Here is a 15086-nt window from a genome sequence, read left to right on the forward strand (position 1 = left end):
TCGCGTGGGCATTTTATTTGAAGCCGCGGAATGTCTTTTTGTAAGAAGTAATCGATAAACCCAGATAAATGGCGATGAAAAGTAAGGGAGAAGTGATGTATAAAGGATAGAGATGCATAAGGGCGAACAGATGGAATAAGCCAAGGATAATGATTAAAAACAAGCAGGTTAGAATTGACCAGACTTTCATTTTAAGCTGCCCCCTTTTTGTACAGTTTATGAAAGGGAGAAGCTGAGCATGACTTTCACCGGGTGAGAGTCGTGGTGCTTAAAGAAAATACGAGGTTCACTGAATGAGTAGAAGAAATGACCATCCAGTTCTCTATAACAAAAAAAGCTCCCCAATGGTGGAGAGCTTTTTCATGATTCGATATATTGCCAAAAGGCTCCGTGTTTCACGGGGACTTCTTTGACCTTTTGCTTCAAAACCAGCTTTTTCATTTCCCGTTTAGCTTCTTGTTCTGTCCAGTCGTAGACGACGGCAATCTCTTTATTGGCGACAAAGCGATAGTGGTGCAAGAAATCCTCCAAAGCGGGTTTGATTCCAGGCTTTGGATCTTTTTGCAGCATTTCTTTCAACACTTTCACATAGACCTCGTAAGAATAAGAACCGGTGATTTTAAGTCCTGCGTCTTCTTCGGATTCATTAAAAATGACCAGGGTCGGGGTAGAGTCCACTTCCATTTCATGGGCCAATTTCAAATCACACTGTAAAGCACGGCGGGCAGCATCTGAATGAAGGTCATTTTTGAATTCTTTCACATCAAGACGACTTTTTTCAGCGCATTCAATCAGGACAGCTTCATCAGAGATATTTTGTTTTTCAAGGAAAACATATTCCTGGACTTTGCGAAGAAAACGCATGCCTGCTTTTTTCCCCTGCAGTTCTGCTGCTTTGACAGCGAGAGAGGTTGCAAGAGGGGAAGAGACAGGGTTTTCCAGCCAGACATCCCCGTCACAGCACATGCCGGTACGGGAACCTGTTTTATCCCAAGCTTCTTTCAGGTTTTCAGGCTTTTTCATTTTATTCTGGTGCAGGGAGGCTAATTTACCGCTGATAATCGGGCGGATGGTAAAGAAGCGTCCATATTCGATCGTGAGCTTTTTGAGAAAAGGTTCAAGTGACCAACATTCGGGACAGAGGGGATCGATGAAAACGTAAATCTCAATCGGTCTTTTCAATATATTAAAGAAACCGCTGGCTGTACCGTTTGTCTCTTTGTCACTGCTCAAGCTGTTCCAACTCACATCGATTCTCCTTTCTCATCCTCTGGTGTATTCATCATATGATTCGCTGTCATCGTCAAGCGCTCAAACATGTAAGATCGGTAAGGTTCTTCGATCTCCACTTCGGTCATAGCCCCTGACATGCACGACAGCCAAGCATCTCTTCTCGTGGGTGTAATTTTGAAAGGCAAATGCCTTGCCCGCAACATCGGGTGTCCATGTTCTTCGATATACAGTGGCGGACCACCGAAAAATTGCGTTAAGAATTGTTTTTGTTTGCGGATTGTTTCTGTGAAATCATCGGGGAAAATCGGAATCAAATCCGGATGTTTGCTTACTCGTTCATAAAAAGCATCTACAAGTTCATCGATTTTTTCTTTTCCGATTTCATCGAAAATCGTATCTCGTTGTGGCATTAAATCCCTTCCTGTCTGTTAATCCATTTTAGCAACGGAGGGTGTCGACGGCAACTATTCTGATTGTACCTTCGCTTCATAGAAGCGTTTGATCTTATTATCTGTCTCTCGTTCAGGAATATTGCATGCTTCAAGAATTTCTCTGATGACTTTTTTTCCTGCCGTTTGCGAGCTTGCTTCTACTTCTAATTCGTAATCTTCTTTATCATAATAAAGGCTGTGATCGAGGACGACAGTAGTTTGTTGATATTCGACCTCTTTGCGCCTTGTGGTCAATGAACCTAAATAATGAAGGTCTTCAATGGAGATTCCAAGCTCATGAAGTTGTTTGAAGACATTGGTTTTCACCATCATTTTGTTCTGGATCCAAAGATTCGCTTCTTCTTCTGTTAATGAATCATGTGTTTCTAACAGTCCTTCTTCATGAGGCTGCTTTAAAGTCAACGTCCATTGATCATTTTTCTTGCGTATTCTTAATGCGGCCCCATGTGATTTCAGTTTCAAATCACCTGCTTCAAAATAATAATTGGTTTGTTCAATAAGTTCAACTGATTTGAATGGTAAAAATTGATAAATCCGATCATACTCAACCTCAGTCAGTAAATTCTTGAATTCGATTTCGATCTCCTGAGACATATTAAAACCTCCTGTAAGTGAAATAGGGTCAGTCGCTCTGCTTATTCCAAAGGGTAACTTTATGATACAATGAATGGGAGCGAAAACGCACATATTTACTATGAAGATTGGATACATAAAGGTGGGCGCTAGATGAATTGGGATATATTTATAGCACCTTATACACAAGTGGTAGAGGAATTGAAAATCAAATTGAAGGGGATGCGCCGTCAGTTCGAATACGAAGAGGAGCATTCCCCGATCGAGTTCGTTACCGGGAGAGTCAAGCCGAAGTCGAGCATCATAGAAAAAGCAAGACGTAAGGCGATCAATCCTGAGAACATTGAATATGAATTGCAGGATATCGCTGGAGTGAGAGTGGTCTGTCAATTTGTAGATGATATTTATGCGGTTGCAGATATGCTCAAAAACCGGCACGATTTGGAAGTTGTCGAGGAAAAGGATTATGTTTCACGGAAAAAAGATAGCGGTTACAGGTCTTTTCATGTAATTATCCGTTATCCTGTCGAAACCATCCATGGTGAGAAACATGTCCTCGCCGAAATTCAAATCCGTACTTTAGCGATGAATTTCTGGGCGACCAATGAACATTCGTTAAACTACAAATATTCGGGTAAAATACCAACAGAGATCCAATCACGTTTGAAGCGGGCGGGAGAAGCCGCTTTCCAGCTGGATGAAGAAATGTCCAAAATCAAAAACGAAATCCAGGAAGCCCAAAAAGCTTTTCTAAGACGTGAAGAAAAAAAGAAAAACCCAAAAAAACCGTAGAGGAGTGGTGACCGATGAAGTTCTCGATCTTATCTAAAGGTGACAAAAAATCGAATGAAATACGTTCCAAAATCAAGAATTACTTGACTGAATTCCAATTGGAATACAACGAGGATGAACCTGACTTAGCTATTTCGGTCGGAGGCGATGGAACTTTATTGGAAGCCTTTCATACGTATGTCCATCGTTTAGACAAAACCGCCTTCATCGGAATCCATACCGGTCACCTTGGCTTCTATGCCGACTGGATGCCGGAAGAGTTAGAAAAACTGATCATTGAAATCGCAAAAACTCCTTTCCAAGTCGTTGAGTATCCACTGCTTGAAGTGACGATCAGACCGAAGAGTGGAGGAGAAGAAGATCGTTACTTAGCCCTTAACGAATGTACGATCAAAACATCGGAAGGATCTGTCGTCATGGATATTGAAATCAAAGGCGATCACTTTGAAACGTTCAGAGGTGACGGTCTTTGCGTATCCACCCCGTCCGGTAGTACAGCTTATAATAAAGCACTTGGCGGAGCGATTCTCCATCCTTCACTTGAGGCTTTCCAGGTGGCTGAAATGGCATCGATCAACAATCGGGTTTTCCGTACCATCGGTTCACCACTCATTTTGCCGAGCCATCATACATGCATGTTTAAACCGAAACACGACCGCAGTTTTTTGTTCACGATTGACCACATCACACGCACCTACAGTGATGTCAAGTCGATCCAATGCCGAGTAGCTGAAGAAAAAGTCCGATTTGCCAGGTTCAGGCCGTTCCCGTTTTGGAAACGTGTCCACGATTCTTTCGTTGCAGATGACTACACTGACTGAAGCCAGGAAAACTTGGCGGGTATCTCACGCTTTTCATGGTCGATCAATCAAAGATTTTCTTCTGGAAGTGGCCGAGTTCTCACGGCAAATTTACAAGAAAGTGCGAATGGGCGGTCAGGTGCTTGTCAACGGCGAAGAATGCGAATTACGGAATCTGTTACGAGCAGGTGATCTTCTCACTGTCATTTTTCCTGAAGAAGAAAGAGGGAGGATTGACCCTGCAGAGGGACCATTGGCGATCGTTTATGAAGACGAGGATGTTCTGGTTGTTGATAAACCTTCAGGACTTCCGGCCGTGCCCCCTTTTGACCATTCGACACCTTCCCTTGCCAGCTATTTGCTTCATTACTATGAGCAAAGAAAATACCCTTTCACTGTGCACATTGTCACCCGGCTCGACCGGGATACCTCTGGTTTAATGCTGGTCGCAAAACATACGTATAGCCATATGTTGCTGACTAAAGAATTGAAAAAGGTGGAACGGAGGTATCAGGCGATCGTCGAAGGGAACATGGAATTGGAAAAAGGAAAAATCGATGAACCGATCGCAAGGGAAATGGACTCGATCATAAAGCGGAAGGTGGCTGAAGATGGCAGACCTTCACAAACCTTATTCCAAATTGAGAAACAACTGAAGGACTATACATGGATCAGGCTGCAATTGCTTACAGGGCGTACACATCAAGTCCGTGTCCATATGTCTTATCTAGATCACCCGTTAGCAGGTGATACACTCTATGGTGGGAAAGAAGTAGAGGGCATTGCAGGACAAGCTCTTCATTGCTACCAGCTTCATTTCTTTCACCCGTGGACTAAAAAGAGGATGACTATTGTATCTGATCCCCCTGCAGCGTGGAATGTTTTCAGCGAGATAGAAGCTTGAGATCTTTATAGATCTCAAGCTTTTTATATGCCTCACCTCAGAGTGATCTATGTGATTGCCTATCGAGGTTCAAATAAAAAAACGGGACCTTTATCGATCCCGCTCTAACTTCAATATCTGAACTTTTCTTCTACTAAAGGCATGGTGGAGGGGATACTGACAATTTCTTCTTCCGGAAGACGGAAGGCTGTCAATTTTCCACCAAAAACACAACCGGTATCAATGTTCACTGTTTTATTGATGAAGCGGGGTTCTCGCACTGGTGTGTGGCCATAGACGATCCAACGATCTCCTTGATATTGCTGAGCCCAGTCACGACGGACCGGTCGACCATCGGGAAGTTTCTCCCCTGTAATATCGCCATACAAAATAAAGGTTTCGATACTTTTGCTTTTATGACCGATGTCCTTTTCAAGAATGCCCGCATGAGCTATGACTGCTTTCACATCTTTTAATATCAAATGAAGCGGGGATTCTTCATATAATTGTTTGAACTGTTTTTTTACCTCTTTTTGTTTGTCAGAAGGCAACGCTCGAAATTCGGATGCTGTCGTTTCAAGACCGTGTTTTTCCTGGACCGGGTTACCAAGGAAGAAACGGTAGAGCTTATTGCAATGATTTCCCGGGACATATAGACCTCCTTTTTCCGTGATTATTCGGTAAACGAATTGAATACATCCGATGGAATCAGGCCCGCGGTCTGTGATATCACCAAGGAATACTGGGATCCGTCCATCAGGATGGTCAGGTAAGCCTTCATGCCATTCGTAGCCGAGATCGGTGAACAGCTGCTGCAGTTCATCTAAGCATCCGTGTACGTCTCCGATGATGTCATAAGTCATATTCATTCTCCTTCAAAAGAGCATGCGCTCCTTTTTATGCTGGGCTAAGTAATTACTTGAACAGACACTTTTGATCCTTAGCCTCTTATAATATGCTTGATATTTTTCCCGAGCCTTCAGATACTAAACATAGTCAAGTCTATTCCCATTCCCTTAAGCCATCTGTTAAACTACGGTTATGCCTTATGGAACGGCGAATGGTTTTGATAATTGAGCATTTGTATAAAAAAATAACTTTCGTTGACAAACATAATCATCGCGATTAAGATTAAACGGTCAAAAACGAAATAGACGCTGGGGAGGGTTGCTTGTGGAACACTTAGATGACCAAGAGCGCCAAGAGGTTTGGGCCAATATCAAAGATGCCCTGTTCAATGATCATATCGATCAGTTCCGTGCCGAGTTTCTGGAACTTCACCCATATGATCAAGCGAGGATTTTCGAAGGGCGCGACGTTGATGTACGGATGCAGATTTATACGTATTTGTCTCCAGAAGAAGTGGCCGACTTTATGGAACATATCGATTACGATGAAGTCGAACCTTTTTTCACAGAAATGGACCCGCGGTTTGCCGCCCAAGTCTTTGCTGAAATGTCTGCCGATGATGCGGTCGATATTTTCAATGAATTGGATAAAGCTAAAGTAGCGAGCTTTTTGACGATCATGGATGGAGAAGCAGCAGAGGAAATTAAGGACCTGCTTCACTATGAAGAAAAAACAGCCGGGTCGATTATGACGACAGAATTCGTTGTGGTCAAGGCTGGCATGACGATCAAAGAAGCGATGGTACATTTGAGAACCGAAGCTCCCGATGCCGAGACGATTTATTATACGTATGTGATAAATGAAGATAAACGTCTGGTAGGTGTCATTTCCTTAAGGGATTTGATTATCTCTGAGGAAGAGTGGATGATATCTGACGTTATGAATGAACGGGTGGTATCGGTATCAGTAGGAGAAGACCAGGAGGAAGTCGCTCGTATGGTACGTGACTATGACTTTCTTGCCTTACCTGTTGTTGATTTCCAAGATCACCTGCTCGGAATCATAACGGTCGATGATATCATGGACGTCATGGAAGAAGAGGCGAGTGACGACTACTCCAAACTCGCTGCGATTTCTGATGTCGACAGTCCCGATGATAACGCCTTTGCTTCAGCGAAGAAGCGTTTGCCTTGGCTGATCATCCTTCTGTTTTTGGGAAGTTTGACAGCAAGCTTAATCGGACGCTTTGAAGAAACATTGGATAAAGTAGCTATATTAGCTGTTTTCATACCACTGATTGCCGGAATGGGTGGTAATACTGGAACGCAGGCCCTGGCCGTAGCCGTTCGCGGAATCGCAACAGGGGAGATCGAGAAACAAGGGAAATGGAAAATGATGGGGAGGGAAGCGGGAACAGGCTTGATTACGGGCTTGTCCTGTGGAATACTCATCACCATTATCGTATATATATGGCAAGGAAATTTATTTCTTGGTTTGCTTGTCGGATTATCGATTCTATTGACTTTGATTGTAGCCACTCTGGCTGGCTCACTCGTTCCTCTTCTTATGCATCGATTGAATATCGACCCTGCTGTTGCTTCAGGACCGTTCATCACGACGGTTAATGATTTAATATCAATCCTGATATACTTCGGCATGGCAACGGTATTCATGAATTTATTGATCTGAAGGAAGGAGGGCGAGTATGGAACATGGTGCTTCAGTAACTTCCTTAGTTATTGTCATTATCGCAGCATTCATTACTCCCATTTTACTACACCGTTTCAAATTGAATATGATTCCGGTTGTCGTTGCAGAAATCATCGTAGGCTTGATCATCGGTCAAAGTGGATTTGACTTGGTAGAGCACGGAAGCTGGTTGGAAATCTTATCGACCCTCGGGTTCATCTTCCTTATGTTTTTGAGTGGCTTAGAGATTGATTTCTCTATTTTCGCAAGTAAAAAGAAAAGAGCCAAACCAGAGAACAAAGGAACAGGAGCACCCAATCCTGTATGGGTAGCGACCATCGTCTTTTTAGGTATTTTCGCTATCTCTTTAGCTTTGTCTTATATGTTCGTCTGGGCTGGATTTATTGATAATGCATTCTTGATGACTTTGATCATTTCGACAATATCTCTAGGTGTTGTTGTTCCAACGTTGAAAGATGCCCAAATGATGAAAACCACCATCGGGCAGACAATCTTGCTCATTGCCGTAATTGCGGACTTGGTCACGATGATCTTGTTAGCGGTCTTTGTTTCCATCTACGGGGAAAATGGTGGAAACACTTGGCTGTTGCTCCTTCTTTTCGTAGCAGGTGTCCTGTTTTATTACATCGGCAAAAAATTCCGCGATCAATCATTCGTGGAAACGATGGCCAAAGGGACGATCCAAATCGATACCCGGGCAGTGTTCACTCTTATATTACTGCTTGTCGCCCTTTCTGAAACAGTCGGCGCAGAGAATATCCTGGGCGCTTTCTTAGCGGGTACATTGGTCTCTTTGTTGTCACCGAACCCGGAAATGGTGAAGCGGTTGGACAGTTTCGGTTATGGATTCCTGATTCCGATTTTCTTTGTAATGGTCGGGGTGGATATTGATATTTGGAGTTTGTTCACGGATTCTAAAGTCATATTATTGATTCCGCTATTATTCATTGCGCTGTTGATATCAAAGATACTACCAGCGCTCATTTTGAGTAAATGGTATGACAAAAAGACAGTCTTCGGTTCAGGATTCATTCTGACGTCGACATTGTCGCTTGTTATTGCAGCAGCTGCAATCGGAAAGCGTGAGGGAATGATTGACGATCAAATGGAAGGCGCACTTATCCTTGTTGCCGTCTTGACATGCCTCGTCGCCCCGATCGTGTTCAAGAAGGTTTATGGTCGCTTTGAAGAAGAAGACCACCGCACCATCGTTTCTTTCGTAGGGTCCAACCGGATGACAATGCCTGTCGTAAGAGAACTTGACAGTCAGTCCTATGAAACACACTTGTACCATACTAAAATTGAAAAAATCGATGAACGTATAAGTCGGAATTGTTTTGATATCAAGGAGCTTGACGGGTATGATGTCGAGAAAATGAAAGAATTCGGTGTATTCGATGTCGACCTGGTTGTCGCCTCTACAGGGGAAGAAGAACGAAACGCAGAGATCGCCCGGTTTGCTAAAGAACAAGGGGTTGAACGTGTAATTGTCCGTGTGGAATCACCGGAGCTTTCCCAGGAAATGAGAGACTTGAACATCAGCGTATTCTCTGTATTCCTGTCTTCAAAAGCTTTACTGAAAGCGATGATCGAAGCTCCGGACGTGCTCGATATTTTGACAAAAGAAGAGAGTGCCCTCTATCAAATCAACATGAACAACTCTGTGTACAATGGCATGCATCTGCGTGAATTTCCGTTTACAGGGGACGTAATCATGGTCCGTATTTTCCGTGGGAAAGATTCAATTGTGCCCCATGGAGATACAGAACTGAAGATGGGTGACCGTCTGATTGTCACGGGGTCTCATGAATACGTGGATGAATTGAAAATGGAGCTCGAATATTGTGAATGGTGTTAATGAAAAATTCCCTCTTAAAGAAGACGCAACTGAAAAAAACCTTATCAATCTAGAGGAGCTGTTAAAGTTTGTTGTTGCTTCTCACGAATCGCTTGTCGGTGGGGGCTTGTCGCGGACACGGCCTCAGCTAACTTGGTCAAGAAGATCACTTGACCAAGTGGATCTTCGGCTCGCGCTGTTCCCGCAGGCGTCACCACCGAACGCTCATCGTGAAATCAAAGAAGCCGAGTTGGACGATTATACCGTTCAACTCGGCTTCTTTGTTTGATGCATAACTCAAAAAGTTGCAGTTCTTCAGTGGCCTCTTAAAAAGAGGTTTTTTGTGTTTGCTGCAATTGGCGGAGAGAATTTCTGATGAAGGCGTGGCCGTGCCTGTGTTACTATGAATTCTCCATGGTTAGAGCACGCGGCGTTTTTCAGGGTTGGTCGGTGAAAAAAAGGGGAAAGCATAAAGTGTGATTTGTTTTTCAAAAGATGATGGTTTAAAATAGGAGCAGGTACTAATAACAAATACTAATTAATAAAATCAACCTCAGGGAGGGTATATAATGAATTTTTCATTAGAAGGACGTACGTATGTAGTCATGGGTGTTGCCAATAAACGAAGCATTGCTTGGGGCATTGCAAGATCATTGCATGCTGCTGGAGCACGTCTTATTTTCACAGTGGCTTCTGAACGTTTCAAAAAGTCAGTCCAGGATCTTGCTGCCACATTAGAAGGTGGAGAAGAGTCCCTTGTTTATGAATGTGATGTGACAGATGATGAAGCGATCATTAAAACCTTTGAACAGATTGGACAAGATGTCGGAGTCATCCACGGACTTGCCCATTGTATCGCCTTTGCAAATCGTGAAGAGTTGAAGGATGAATTTTTGAATACCAGTCGTGATGGCTTCTTGACAGCTCACAATATCAGTTCTTACTCACTGACAGCAGTGTCCCGTGCAGCCCAGCCATTGATGACTGATGGTGGTAGCATTATGACGCTCACTTATCTTGGCGGCGAGCAAGTCGTGAAAAATTACAACGTCATGGGTGTAGCGAAAGCTAGCTTGGATGCGAGTGTGAAATACTTAGCGAACGACCTTGGTAAGCACAACATCCGCGTAAATGCTATTTCTGCTGGTCCGATCCGTACATTGTCTGCCAAAGGTGTCGGTGACTTCAACCAGATCATGAAAGTCATTGAAGAACGTGCGCCATTGCGTCGACCGGTCACACAAGAAGAAGTGGGTGACACTGGCTACTACTTGATGAGTGATCTTTCTCGAGGAGTAACAGGTGAAATTATCCACGTGGACTCCGGGTTCAGTACAGTCGCTTATTAATTGATTGATTATCATTACTAAAAAAGAAGGATCCCTTTTCTACAAGCATATAGTAGAAGAGGGATCTTTTTTTATCTAGTCTTAATGAGCACTTCAAAGGTTTGCTTAAGCTTGTCGGGAGTGAACAAGGCACTTGCGCTTTTGTTTCGTCCAGCTCCAGCGCCTACCCCCTCGAGGTCATAAGCAAGCCCTTTGCTGTGGCAAAAACCGCCACTTCAAAGGTTTGCTTAAGCTTGTCGGGGGTGAACAAGGCACTTGCGCTTTTGTTGTAAAAAACACAGAAGTTTTGTCGAAAGGATGGAGAAATGAACATGAGCCAGATTCTGGGCATATACATAGAATGATGACCGAATGGAAAAGGAGAGATTCCTATGGCCGAAGAGAAGCGACTTGCTAAGCAGCCGATGCTTTATATTGTACAGCCGAATTTCAAGCCTGCAGAAGTTCCGATGCAAACGAGCTTCCGCACACAAAGACCGACTGAATCGGGCTCGTCTCAGGAGCCAAACTTGAAGGAAACACCGGTTCAAGAAAAAGAAGTACGGATGCGTAGACAGCAAGCCCCTCATCTGGAAGAGTTGTCAAAGCTGAAAACTGAAGGTGCAGCTGAAGAAGTACAAACCAAGGTGGAGAAATCTGCACCTGATGCAAAAAGAACTTCTTCAAGAGAACGCCGTCAAAGGTTCCATGATTTATCTCTGGAAGAGAAAGTGAATTACTTTTTTAATCTTTCTCCGCATGTGCCTAAGATGAAATGTGAAGTGACGACAGATGAAGAACAGCACAGGGGGTATATCACCGATTATCAAGAAGGCATTGTCCACATGAAGGTATTCCAGCGTCCGTTTCAACAAGAAGTGCCGTTTGAGGCGATCAAGGAGATTCGTTTGCTTGGATTTTAAGGCAGTAAGTGTGTGGATGGCGACAGGCTCCTGATTTGAAACAAAAGCACTTTTGCGAAAAGTTGACGACAAAAAAACCGCGCTACTCCGCGCGGTTTTTCTGACTGCAATTATAAAGTTGCTGCTGCAGGAAGACAAGTAACGTGGCAGAAGCAGTTCAAATCTACAGTGATACAGATTCCTGAAGCACGTAGGTTTCTGCAGCTTTGGTCTGCTGGTGAGTTAGGATCGTGACCTCGGTGATGACGGGAGGCTTCAACTTCATCCTCATCGTCTTCTGAGTCAACGCGACCCCAACGGTCTGCTAAAAGAAGCTCAAGTATCGCACATCCATCGTTATCGACGGATTTGACGCGGAAGAAAAAGCTTCCTCTCACTTCACAGTCGTTTCCACTGCGTGTCGATCCGAACCCTTTGAAAGGTTTGCATCCATCTTTACAGTAAAGGATGACAGGAACTGTATCGAAGCCTGAGCCTCCACCAGTGTCCCCAAGAAGGTCGGCGATTGATTGCTCACAGCTTGTCGTGCAGTCGTGCATGACGTCGTTTTGAGCATCGACGATATCTTTAAGAATATCAATCACACAAGAGCCTGAATTATTATTTTTACCACAGCTCATTAAAATTTTCCCCTTTCCATACGTATTGACGTATTGTCTTTACTAGAATATGTATCATGCCTGCGTCGGTGTGGGCATTTGTCTCTTTTCTTGGAATCGGAAATTATTTTCGAATGAATAGGCAGACGACTATACCTAATTAGGGCGAACACCATAGATTAACAGTGAATTCGATTAAGGAGTGAGTGGAATGTCTGAAAAGAAAAAGGTTATTCATGTGAAGGACCTTGTCATAAAAGCGGATAACGTTGTAATCGAACCACAGCGTGACGACCGCCATCACCGACGGGAAAATGAAGATCGGGTCGATCCATTCTTCGGCGGCCAGAGACGTAGAGAAGACGAAGAGAGCAGCTCACGTCGTCAGGATGATGAAGGTTCTGAAAAACGTGGAGGGTTTCGCTGGTTTTAATGAATAAGGAGTAAGCCACTACGAGCAATGTAGTGGCTTTTTCTTGATGAATCGGTCAAGAATAGAGCCTTGTGCTTTTACTTAAGAAAGGATGGATGAGAATGTTGAATATATTTGAGTTTCTTCTATTAGGATTAGCAAGTTTCCGCCTCACGCGATTGATCGTCAGGGATTATATCATGGAGTGGCTGCGCCGGCCATTTATCGAAGTGAGAATCGAAAAGAATGAAGATGGAATTGAAGAAGAGTGGATAGAGCCGAAAGGGTTTATTGGTGAAGGCCTTGGCTGTCAATGGTGTGTCGGAGTCTGGTCATCGTTAATTATGGTTTTCTTCTATATAATGGTTCCTTATGGGGAATGGATCGTTTTTATTCTAGCTCTCGCAGCTCTTCAGTCAATCATTTATTCCTGGAGTAATCTTCTTGAGTGAGAAAAAAGAAAAGAGTCTGTTTCAAGTTTTGAAGGAGATTGATGAAGAAACGTCGAAAATGAATGGAATCATAAAACAACCCGAGAAGAAATTCAATGCTTGGGAAAGAGATTTTCAAGCATGGGATCGTCGGTTCACAAAACGGATGACAGATATGGAGAAGTTCTTGAATAAACAGATGGGAAAAATGGAAAACTTTTTTGAGTAGTGGAGTTTTAATGACGTAAAAATGGGAAGCGGACGTATACCTATTGAAGAAACAGGGTATAGAATACCAAGGAGGAGTCGATATGGGATACATTTTACCTGTCAATCAATTTCAATATCAGGATTATCAAGCCCGCACAATCCAGACGGAACGTTCACCATTTGCGTTAGAGAGAGTGTTCAAGGCAAGCCTGGACAGCAAAATGAAGCATGATCAACCACGCGAACGGGACCGGCTTGACTATCAACAAATGAGTGGACTCCATACTTCTTCCGAATTCCACGCCTCCACTCAGCCTGTTTCCCCTGTAAAAAAGGTCATCAGTGAAACTGTTTATTCAGAGGTGACAGGAAAAGGGGGCAACTTTAGTGAAACTATATAATAAAAGCTAAAGGAGCCGTGTAGTTTATGTCTTTTCACCAACTCAATGACCATTGCTACTATTACCATAGTTCTGTCAATATCGGATATGTGAATCAAGGGACACGCGGGGTGCTGATAGATGCTGGCATTGACCGTTCGTCTGTTAAAAAGGTGCTCAAAGAGCTTAAGAAACGGGAGCTCCCTTTGACGCACCTTTTTATTACGCATGCTCATGCGGACCATTATGGTGGAGCCGCCTATATTCAAGAGCAATATGACGTCCATACGATAGCGCCTGTATTTGAGGAGGCTATCCTGCGAAATCCATCTTTAGAACCGTTGTACCTTTTCGGTGGAAATGATCCGCTCCCGGAATTACAAAACAAGTTTTTACAGGGGTCGCCCGTACGCATTGATGAAGTGGTGAATGAGGGACCTTTGGAAGTAGGATCGATCACAGTGGAAGCATTTTTATTGCCTGGCCACAGTTACAATCAGATTGCCTTGAAAATAGATGGCATTTTATATGCCGCAGACAGTTATTTCAGTAAAGATACGTTACATAAGCACAAAATACCTTATATCACAGATGCCTCCATGACCATGGAAAGTCTTAAACGGCTTTTGACGATTCCGTGTGAAGGTGCTTTGCCGGGACATGGTGAATTTGAAGAGGACCCTTGTGAAACGATTGAGCAAAATATCGTCTATCATCAAAAGCTTCTGGACTGGTTACACAGCTATATTAAAGAAGCAAAAGCTGTTACGCAAGAAGAAATTGTCGCGGATATGTGCGCACACTATGACGTCCAGGCCCCTCAATTATCTCAATGGCTCCTGTATCGCACGGCAGTGACCGCATATCTTGTCGGATTAAAAAAAGCAGCCCTCATCGAGGACCGCATTGTCGACAACCGTTGGATGTTTTATCCGATCTTACATACCGAGGATATATAAATCTTTATCCCCTGTTTTATATTCGGCATACATCACTTCCGCTGGTTCGTTATAATCTTGTGCTTTCAGTTGTTGTTCAATCCATTTCTCATCAAAGCCCGTTTCTAGTAAATTGTCCCATAAGATTTCCCCGTCACTGATGATTGTCCGTGGAAGAGGTACGTCCTCTGGTGTCAAGTTCATGTCTTTGCGATTCACGGTTTGGTACTGGGAGGTTTTCAACACGGAAATTGTACCATCAGTTTCCAGCACCGCATACTGAACTTCCCGGAAAGAGAAAACATCTTTGGAACGAAGCAGGTGCTGGAGCTGATTGATATCCAGTTTGCTTTTCTTTAATTGGCTCCGATCAACTTTTCCTTCATAAATGACGAGGGAAGGGCTTCCTTCTAATAATTTACGGCTGCCTTTGAATTTCTCTGTAACAATTTCTGTTCCATAAATCAACAGAGTCCATAATAAAACCGCAAAGCCGATATCAAGGATACCCACTTCAGGGTCATAAAGGGCGTTTCCTACTAATTCACCAAGAACGAGGGCAGCAATGAAGTCGAATGCAGTGATTTGAGTGATTTGCGATTTGCCGAGCACTTTTGTCATTACAAAAAGGGCGGCGAAACCGAATATAGTCTCCGTCGTAATTTGTAAATATTCCATGGAAGCTCACGATCCTTCTCTCAAGTCCTATACGCTACATTCTAGACAAAAGAATTTT

20 protein-coding genes are annotated in these 15086 nt (G+C 43.5%); 12 read left to right on the top strand and 8 right to left on the bottom strand.

Annotated features, from left to right (window positions below):
• Window positions 1-13: 13 nt before the first annotated feature.
• The 4 genes from ACTWPX_RS15235 to ACTWPX_RS15250 form a co-directional block, all read right to left on the bottom strand.
• Entirely contained in the window at window positions 14-190 is a 177-nt protein-coding gene (locus ACTWPX_RS15235; protein ID WP_164908486.1) for a hypothetical protein, read from the bottom strand.
• Between the two features lie 170 nt (window positions 191-360).
• Complete coding sequence (locus ACTWPX_RS15240; RefSeq protein WP_128523506.1) at window positions 361-1248, bottom strand: ClpXP adapter SpxH family protein; 888 nt, start codon at window positions 1246-1248, stop codon at window positions 361-363.
• Window positions 1245-1643: a globin domain-containing protein gene (locus ACTWPX_RS15245; RefSeq protein WP_443120479.1), complete on the bottom strand. Its 399-nt coding sequence runs from the start codon at window positions 1641-1643 to the stop codon at window positions 1245-1247. The genes ACTWPX_RS15240 and ACTWPX_RS15245 overlap by 4 nt, the downstream gene beginning before the upstream one ends.
• Before the next feature lie 54 nt (window positions 1644-1697).
• Window positions 1698-2279, bottom strand: coding sequence for a CYTH domain-containing protein (locus ACTWPX_RS15250; protein ID WP_443120480.1), 582 nt, complete (start codon window positions 2277-2279; stop codon window positions 1698-1700).
• Between the two features lie 132 nt (window positions 2280-2411).
• Between ACTWPX_RS15250 and ACTWPX_RS15255 the strand changes: the two genes are divergently transcribed.
• From ACTWPX_RS15255 to ACTWPX_RS15265, 3 genes are read left to right on the top strand one after another with little or no spacing between them, the layout of a single operon-like run.
• Window positions 2412-3050, top strand: coding sequence for a GTP pyrophosphokinase (locus ACTWPX_RS15255; protein WP_443120481.1), 639 nt, complete (start codon window positions 2412-2414; stop codon window positions 3048-3050).
• Window positions 3051-3064: 14 nt separating this feature from the next.
• Window positions 3065-3871, top strand: a complete 807-nt coding sequence (locus ACTWPX_RS15260; RefSeq protein WP_128523499.1) for an NAD kinase — start codon at window positions 3065-3067, stop codon at window positions 3869-3871.
• Complete coding sequence (locus ACTWPX_RS15265; protein ID WP_443120548.1) at window positions 3855-4754, top strand: RluA family pseudouridine synthase; 900 nt, start codon at window positions 3855-3857, stop codon at window positions 4752-4754. Before ACTWPX_RS15260 ends, ACTWPX_RS15265 begins: the two co-directional genes overlap by 17 nt.
• Before the next feature lie 110 nt (window positions 4755-4864).
• Here the strand turns inward: ACTWPX_RS15265 and prpE are convergent, their stop codons facing one another.
• On the bottom strand, window positions 4865-5596 hold the full coding sequence (gene prpE, locus ACTWPX_RS15270; RefSeq protein ID WP_443120482.1) for a bis(5'-nucleosyl)-tetraphosphatase PrpE: 732 nt from the start codon (window positions 5594-5596) through the stop codon (window positions 4865-4867).
• Between the two features lie 310 nt (window positions 5597-5906).
• On the opposite strand from prpE, the gene mgtE reads away from it, so the two are divergent.
• Entirely contained in the window at window positions 5907-7271 is a 1365-nt protein-coding gene (mgtE, locus tag ACTWPX_RS15275; RefSeq protein WP_128523495.1) for a magnesium transporter, read from the top strand.
• A gap of 16 nt (window positions 7272-7287) precedes the next feature.
• Entirely contained in the window at window positions 7288-9150 is a 1863-nt protein-coding gene (locus ACTWPX_RS15280) for a monovalent cation:proton antiporter family protein (RefSeq protein ID WP_443120483.1), read from the top strand.
• A gap of 44 nt (window positions 9151-9194) precedes the next feature.
• Here ACTWPX_RS15280 and ACTWPX_RS15285 read toward each other — a convergent pair whose 3' ends face one another.
• Window positions 9195-9347 carry a hypothetical protein gene (locus ACTWPX_RS15285; RefSeq protein WP_443120484.1) on the bottom strand — a complete coding sequence of 51 codons (153 nt, stop codon included), beginning with the start codon at window positions 9345-9347 and terminating at the stop codon, window positions 9195-9197.
• A 351-nt stretch (window positions 9348-9698) separates the two neighbouring features.
• On the opposite strand from ACTWPX_RS15285, the gene fabI reads away from it, so the two are divergent.
• Both fabI and ACTWPX_RS15295 read left to right on the top strand, forming a co-directional pair.
• Window positions 9699-10478, top strand: coding sequence for an enoyl-ACP reductase FabI (fabI, locus tag ACTWPX_RS15290; protein ID WP_128523491.1), 780 nt, complete (start codon window positions 9699-9701; stop codon window positions 10476-10478).
• A gap of 371 nt (window positions 10479-10849) precedes the next feature.
• Entirely contained in the window at window positions 10850-11380 is a 531-nt protein-coding gene (locus ACTWPX_RS15295; RefSeq protein WP_443120485.1) for a CotO family spore coat protein, read from the top strand.
• Between the two features lie 110 nt (window positions 11381-11490).
• On the opposite strand, the gene ACTWPX_RS15300 is transcribed toward ACTWPX_RS15295, so the two are convergent.
• Entirely contained in the window at window positions 11491-12000 is a 510-nt protein-coding gene (locus ACTWPX_RS15300; RefSeq protein WP_443120486.1) for a CotY/CotZ family spore coat protein, read from the bottom strand.
• A 190-nt stretch (window positions 12001-12190) separates the two neighbouring features.
• On the opposite strand from ACTWPX_RS15300, the gene ACTWPX_RS15305 reads away from it, so the two are divergent.
• The 5 genes from ACTWPX_RS15305 to ACTWPX_RS15325 all read left to right on the top strand — a co-directional run bounded on the left by ACTWPX_RS15305 (window position 12191) and on the right by ACTWPX_RS15325 (window position 14371).
• Window positions 12191-12412, top strand: a complete 222-nt coding sequence (locus ACTWPX_RS15305; protein WP_443120487.1) for a hypothetical protein — start codon at window positions 12191-12193, stop codon at window positions 12410-12412.
• Between the two features lie 101 nt (window positions 12413-12513).
• Window positions 12514-12843 (top strand): DUF1360 domain-containing protein, encoded by a 330-nt coding sequence (locus ACTWPX_RS15310; RefSeq protein WP_443120488.1) that lies wholly within the window; start codon window positions 12514-12516, stop codon window positions 12841-12843.
• The gene (locus ACTWPX_RS15315; RefSeq protein WP_443120489.1) at window positions 12836-13051 is read left to right on the top strand and encodes a hypothetical protein; all 216 of its coding nucleotides are present in this window, start codon (window positions 12836-12838) and stop codon (window positions 13049-13051) included. Before ACTWPX_RS15310 ends, ACTWPX_RS15315 begins: the two co-directional genes overlap by 8 nt.
• Before the next feature lie 82 nt (window positions 13052-13133).
• Window positions 13134-13433: a hypothetical protein gene (locus ACTWPX_RS15320; protein ID WP_443120490.1), complete on the top strand. Its 300-nt coding sequence runs from the start codon at window positions 13134-13136 to the stop codon at window positions 13431-13433.
• Between the two features lie 26 nt (window positions 13434-13459).
• Complete coding sequence (locus ACTWPX_RS15325) at window positions 13460-14371, top strand: MBL fold metallo-hydrolase (RefSeq protein ID WP_443120491.1); 912 nt, start codon at window positions 13460-13462, stop codon at window positions 14369-14371.
• On the opposite strand, the gene ACTWPX_RS15330 is transcribed toward ACTWPX_RS15325, so the two are convergent.
• Window positions 14351-15028 (bottom strand): DUF421 domain-containing protein, encoded by a 678-nt coding sequence (locus tag ACTWPX_RS15330; protein ID WP_443120492.1) that lies wholly within the window; start codon window positions 15026-15028, stop codon window positions 14351-14353. The two genes, ACTWPX_RS15325 and ACTWPX_RS15330, sit on opposite strands and share 21 nt — an antisense overlap.
• Window positions 15029-15086: the final 58 nt, after the last annotated feature.

This window comes from Halobacillus sp. H74, assembly GCF_052246715.1.
Classification (GTDB): domain Bacteria; phylum Bacillota; class Bacilli; order Bacillales; family Halobacillaceae; genus Halobacillus; species Halobacillus litoralis_A.

Coding starts and splice junctions, on each gene's coding strand:
- ACTWPX_RS15280 (WP_443120483.1), top strand. CDS start 7,288: ATGGAACATGGTGCTTCAGTAACTTCCTTAGTTATTGTCATTATCGCA.
- ACTWPX_RS15295 (WP_443120485.1), top strand. CDS start 10,850: ATGGCCGAAGAGAAGCGACTTGCTAAGCAGCCGATGCTTTATATTGTA.
- ACTWPX_RS15265 (WP_443120548.1), top strand. CDS start 3,855: ATGACTACACTGACTGAAGCCAGGAAAACTTGGCGGGTATCTCACGCT.
- ACTWPX_RS15255 (WP_443120481.1), top strand. CDS start 2,412: ATGAATTGGGATATATTTATAGCACCTTATACACAAGTGGTAGAGGAA.
- prpE (WP_443120482.1), bottom strand. CDS start 5,596: ATGACTTATGACATCATCGGAGACGTACACGGATGCTTAGATGAACTG.
- ACTWPX_RS15245 (WP_443120479.1), bottom strand. CDS start 1,643: ATGCCACAACGAGATACGATTTTCGATGAAATCGGAAAAGAAAAAATC.
- ACTWPX_RS15250 (WP_443120480.1), bottom strand. CDS start 2,279: ATGTCTCAGGAGATCGAAATCGAATTCAAGAATTTACTGACTGAGGTT.
- ACTWPX_RS15260 (WP_128523499.1), top strand. CDS start 3,065: ATGAAGTTCTCGATCTTATCTAAAGGTGACAAAAAATCGAATGAAATA.
- ACTWPX_RS15325 (WP_443120491.1), top strand. CDS start 13,460: ATGTCTTTTCACCAACTCAATGACCATTGCTACTATTACCATAGTTCT.
- ACTWPX_RS15300 (WP_443120486.1), bottom strand. CDS start 12,000: ATGAGCTGTGGTAAAAATAATAATTCAGGCTCTTGTGTGATTGATATT.
- fabI (WP_128523491.1), top strand. CDS start 9,699: ATGAATTTTTCATTAGAAGGACGTACGTATGTAGTCATGGGTGTTGCC.
- ACTWPX_RS15235 (WP_164908486.1), bottom strand. CDS start 190: ATGAAAGTCTGGTCAATTCTAACCTGCTTGTTTTTAATCATTATCCTT.
- ACTWPX_RS15310 (WP_443120488.1), top strand. CDS start 12,514: ATGTTGAATATATTTGAGTTTCTTCTATTAGGATTAGCAAGTTTCCGC.
- ACTWPX_RS15305 (WP_443120487.1), top strand. CDS start 12,191: ATGTCTGAAAAGAAAAAGGTTATTCATGTGAAGGACCTTGTCATAAAA.
- ACTWPX_RS15320 (WP_443120490.1), top strand. CDS start 13,134: ATGGGATACATTTTACCTGTCAATCAATTTCAATATCAGGATTATCAA.
- ACTWPX_RS15330 (WP_443120492.1), bottom strand. CDS start 15,028: ATGGAATATTTACAAATTACGACGGAGACTATATTCGGTTTCGCCGCC.